Here is a 4,290-nt window from a genome sequence, read left to right on the forward strand (position 1 = left end):
GGGGCGGGCATGGTCGCCGGACCCGACGCGATGTCGGCAGAAGCGGTCGCACGCTGGCCGGCCGGGAGGGCTGGGGGCTCCGCGGCGGGCGGGACGGCCGCGGCGGCCGGAGGCGCTGCCTGGGGCCCGGACGGCGCTGTCGCGGCCTGCGCCGGCAGATCCGGATCGAGTGCCGCGGATGGCGGCGCTTCCCCCATCATCCGCGTGATCGGCACCACGACTGAGCGCGGGGCCGGCGTTGCCTGGACAGGTGCGGACACGGGTTCGCTGGCGGATGCCGGTGCGGCGGGTGCGGCTGCCGGCGTCGTGCCCCCATCGACCAGGGCCGCAGGTGCTCCAGCGGACGAGCGGCTGTTCAGCGCCTCGAGCATCGACGCCAGCTCGGCATTGCCCGGCTCGACCAGCAGGCCATGCCGCAGGTCCGCGCTCGCCCCGATCAGGTCGCCGGCCGCCATGCGTAGCTGTGCGCGTCCGCGCAGCGCCCGGACATCGTCGGGCGAGATCAGGAGCGCCTGGTCGAAATCAGCCTGCGCCTCCCCGTGCTGGCCAGCCCCGGCGCGGGCATTGCCGCGCTGGACGAAGGCGAAGACCAGGTTGCGCCGGAGCATGGGCGTGTCCGGGTTCAGCCGCTCCGCCTTGCGGTATTCCGCGATGGCGGCGTCCTGGTCGCCGAGCCGGGACAGCGCGGCGCCCAGATTGTTGTGGGCGACCGCAATGTCGGCCGGCGCCAGTTCGCCGGAGATCAGCACCGTGCGGAAGGCATCCGCCGCCTCGGCAAACCGGCCGGCTGCATAGGCGTTCACGCCCGCCCGTACCTGATCGCTGAGCTGGGCAGGCGCGCCCGTTGCTGACAAGGTCAGCAGGCCGGCGCCGACCAGCGCGGCTAGCCGCATTCGCATGGGTTCCTCCGAAGGTTTGGCGGAAGTTTCCACCATGTCGCAGGGAGGACAACCACGCAGGGACGAGTTTTTCCGGAAAACTCCGGGTATCGATTGTCGCAACCTCGGCCAGATCCGAGGCCAGCCAGATCCGGGCCGAGTCAGATTCGAGCTTATCCTCACCCCTCGGCCAGCCACTCCTCGATCAGGAACCGCGCGATGCTGTCCTCGCGCGGCAGGAGCACCGGGCTGCGCTCCGGGTCGGCCAGGATCGGGCGCGGGATCCACAGCGCGTCCTCCAGCTCGTCCTGGTCGATCCGGAGCTGCGCGATTTCGGCCTCGGCCCGGAAACCCAGCATCAGCGACTGAGGAAATGGCCAGGGCTGCGAGGAGCGGTACTGGATGGTGCGGAGCCGGATGCCCGCCTCCTCCTCGATCTCCCGCTCCACCGCCTGCTCCAGGCTTTCGCCCGGCTCCACGAAGCCTGCCAGCGTCGAGTACATGCCCGGCGGGAAGCGCGGCGAACGGCCGAGCAGCGCCTGGTCGCCATGGGTGACCAGCACGATCACGGCCGGGTCGGTGCGCGGGAAATGCTCGCGGCCGCATTGGGGGCAGGTCCGGGCATGGCCGCCCTGGGCCGGCAGGGTGGCACTCCCGCAGCTGCCGCAGAACCGGTGGGTGCTGTGCCAGTGCAGCAGCGCCCGAGCCGAGGCCAGGAGCCCCGCCTCGTGGGGCGGCAGGACCGGCCCGACGCTGCGCAGGTCGACCAGCGGCAAGGTCGCCTCGACCGGATCGTCCAGCTCGGCGGCGAAATAGGCCACGCCGTCGATCACGCCCAGGAACAGGGCACTCTCGTCGAGCTCGCGGCCGAGATCGGCCACAGTGAGGAAGCCGGCATGGGGGCCGTCCTCGGCCTCCAGGATCGCGAGGTTCAGCCCGTGCGCCAGGACCACCCGCGTGGTCCGGTCGGCCCGGCGGCTGGCGAGCCAGGCGAGGTCCTTGCGGTAGGCGGCGGCGCGGTCGAAGCCCACGGAGGAATAGACATGCGGCGGCGGTCGGAACGGGCGGGGCAAGCGGTCGATCTCCCTTGAGGCCGATTGTTCGGCGGCTGCCATCTTGCACGCGCGCGCCCGAGCGTCGATATAGCCTCTCGGAAGGTCGGCGCGGACGGGCTCCTCGCCAATCCGGTCAGGTCCGGAAGGAAGCAGCCGCAACGAGTTCCGGTCCGGGTCGTGTCCGGCCTTCCACCTCCTGGGGTCAGCCCCGTCGCACAGGCCGGCCTGCCGCGCGAATGAGTCGAACGGGCGCATGCGAGACGATACCACCGCGTCCGGCTACAAGGTCCTGGCGAGAGCCTATCGGCCGCAGCGCCTCTCCGAACTGGTCGGCCAGGACGCGCTGGTGCGCACGCTCACCAATGCCTTTGCCTCCGGGCGCCTTGCCCATGCCTTCCTGCTCACCGGCATCCGCGGGGTCGGCAAGACCACGACCGCCCGGATCATCGCCAAGGCCCTGAACTGCGAGGGTCCGGACGGTACGGGCGGGCCCACGCCGGAGCCCTGCGGCGTTTGCGGCCCCTGCCGGTCGATCGAAGCGCAGAACGCCATCGACGTGGTCGAGCTGGATGCCGCGACCCATACCGGCGTCGACAACATGCGCGACCTGCTGGCCAGCGTCCGCTACGGGCCCACCACGCTCAGGACCAAAGTCTATATCGTCGACGAGATCCACATGCTCTCGGCCAGCGCGTTCGCCGCGCTGCTGAAGACGCTGGAGGAGCCGCCGGCCCACACCAAGTTCGTGTTCGCCACCACCGAGCAGCGCAAGGTGCCGGTGACCATCGTGTCGCGCTGCCAGCGCTTCGACCTGAAGCGAGTGCCACCCGACCTGCTGGCGGGCCATCTGGCTGGCATCTGCCGCAAGGAGGGAGTCGAGGCCGAGCCGGAGGCACTGGCCCTGATCGCCCGGATCGCCGAGGGCTCCGTGCGCGATAGCCTGTCGCTGCTCGACCAGTCGATCGCGCTCGGCGACGGCAAGGTGGTGGCCAGCCAGGTCGCCGACATGCTGGGCTTGGCCGACCGCGCCCGGCTGCTCGACCTCCTGGAGCCGCTGCTCACCGGCCAGCCGCAGGCGGCGCTGGAAGTATTCGCCGAACTGCATGCGCGCGGCGCCGACCCGGTAGCCGTGGTCCAGGACCTCCTGGGCGCCTGCCACTGGATCTCGCGGCTCAAGCTGGACAATAGCGCCGATCCCGGCTGGCATACCGGCCAGGACGGCCATGCCCGCGGCGTGGCGCTAGCTGGCCGGTTGAGCCTGCCGGCCGCCGCCCGGGCTTGGCAGGTGCTCCTGCGCGGCCTGGACGAGGTGAAGAACGCGCCGGACGGGGCGATGGCCGCGGAGATGCTGCTCCTGCGCCTGGCCTGCCTGAGCGAGTTGCCGCCCCCGGCCGAACTCCTGCGCCGGCTGGAACGGCTGGGCCAGGACGGTGCCCCTGCCGCGCCCCGCGGGCAGCCGGCCATGGCGACGGCCCCGGCCGCGCCCATCGCTCGCCGGCCCGAGCCGCTGCCGGAGCGGCGCGCCCTGCCTGAGCCGCCGTCAGCGCCGCCCGCACCGCCTGCAGCCGGACAGGCCGAGCCCACCGACTTCGCGGGGCTGGTGGAGTTCCTGCGCCGGAACGGCGAGCCGATGCTGGCCTCCACGCTGGAGACGGGCGTCCATCTCGTGCGCATGGCGCCGCAGCGCCTGGAGATCCGACCGGCCCCGGGCACGCGCCCTGACTTAGCCAACCTCCTGCAGGACGCGCTGCACGCCCGAACCGGCCGGCGCTGGATGGTCGCCATCGTCAACGAGCGCGGCCAGCCCACGCTGAGCGAGCAGCGGGCGGAGGAACGCAGCCGGCTGATCGAGGCGTTGTCCGCCGATCCGGGGATCCGCCGGATCCTGGAGGCCTATCCCGGTGCCAGGATCGAGGACGTCCGTCCCGTAACCGGCACCCCTGACCAACCCGACGACCAGAACGAGAAGAGGATCGAGCGCGCATGAAGAATCTCGGCAACATGCTCAAAGAAGCCCAGAAGATGCAGGCCCGCATGGGCGAGATGCAACAGAAGCTGGCGGAGATGGAGATCGAGGGCGGGGCCGGTGCCGGCTTGGTCGCGGTGGTGCTGAACGGCAAGGGCGAGATGCGGAAGATCAAGATCGACCCGTCCCTGCTGGTGCCCGACGATGTCGAGATCCTGGAGGATCTTATCGTGGCGGCGGTCAACGACGCCAAGACCAAGATCGAGCAGCACATGCAGGCCGAGATGCAGAAGCTGACCGGCGGGCTGCAGCTCCCGCCCGGCATGAAGCTGCCCTTCTGAGCCGGGGCCCGTCCTGACCAGACAGCAGGCACCCGGTGCGATCGACGAGC

At 71.3% G+C, this 4,290-nt stretch carries 4 protein-coding genes and 1 other RNA gene; 3 read left to right on the plus strand and 2 right to left on the minus strand.

Annotated features, from left to right (window positions below; all coding sequences use genetic code 11):
• Together EQG76_RS22600 and nudC are read right to left on the minus strand one after the other, a co-directional pair.
• The coding region (locus EQG76_RS22600; RefSeq protein WP_159716567.1) for a tetratricopeptide repeat protein at positions 1–899 on the minus strand (899 nt) is incomplete at its 3' end.
• Between the two features lie 158 nt (positions 900–1,057).
• Positions 1,058–1,951, minus strand: a complete 894-nt coding sequence (gene nudC, locus EQG76_RS22605; RefSeq protein WP_235031515.1) for an NAD(+) diphosphatase — start codon at positions 1,949–1,951, stop codon at positions 1,058–1,060.
• A 79-nt stretch (positions 1,952–2,030) separates the two neighbouring features.
• Between nudC and ffs the strand changes: the two genes are divergently transcribed.
• The 3 genes from ffs (at position 2,031) to EQG76_RS22620 (ending at position 4,240) form a co-directional block, all read left to right on the plus strand.
• Positions 2,031–2,127: signal recognition particle sRNA small type (gene ffs / locus EQG76_RS22610), an RNA gene on the plus strand.
• Between the two features lie 2 nt (positions 2,128–2,129).
• Positions 2,130–3,920 (plus strand): DNA polymerase III subunit gamma/tau, encoded by a 1,791-nt coding sequence (locus tag EQG76_RS22615; protein ID WP_255476582.1) that lies wholly within the window; start codon positions 2,130–2,132, stop codon positions 3,918–3,920.
• Entirely contained in the window at positions 3,917–4,240 is a 324-nt protein-coding gene (locus tag EQG76_RS22620) for a YbaB/EbfC family nucleoid-associated protein (RefSeq protein ID WP_159716570.1), read from the plus strand. Before EQG76_RS22615 ends, EQG76_RS22620 begins: the two co-directional genes overlap by 4 nt.
• Positions 4,241–4,290 lie beyond the last annotated feature (50 nt).

The sequence above is a fragment of the Geminicoccus flavidas genome (genome assembly GCF_009806515.1).
GTDB classification, from domain to species: Bacteria; Pseudomonadota; Alphaproteobacteria; order Geminicoccales; family Geminicoccaceae; genus Geminicoccus; species Geminicoccus flavidus.

Coding starts and splice junctions, on each gene's coding strand:
- EQG76_RS22620 (WP_159716570.1), top strand. CDS start 3,917: ATGAAGAATCTCGGCAACATGCTCAAAGAAGCCCAGAAGATGCAGGCC.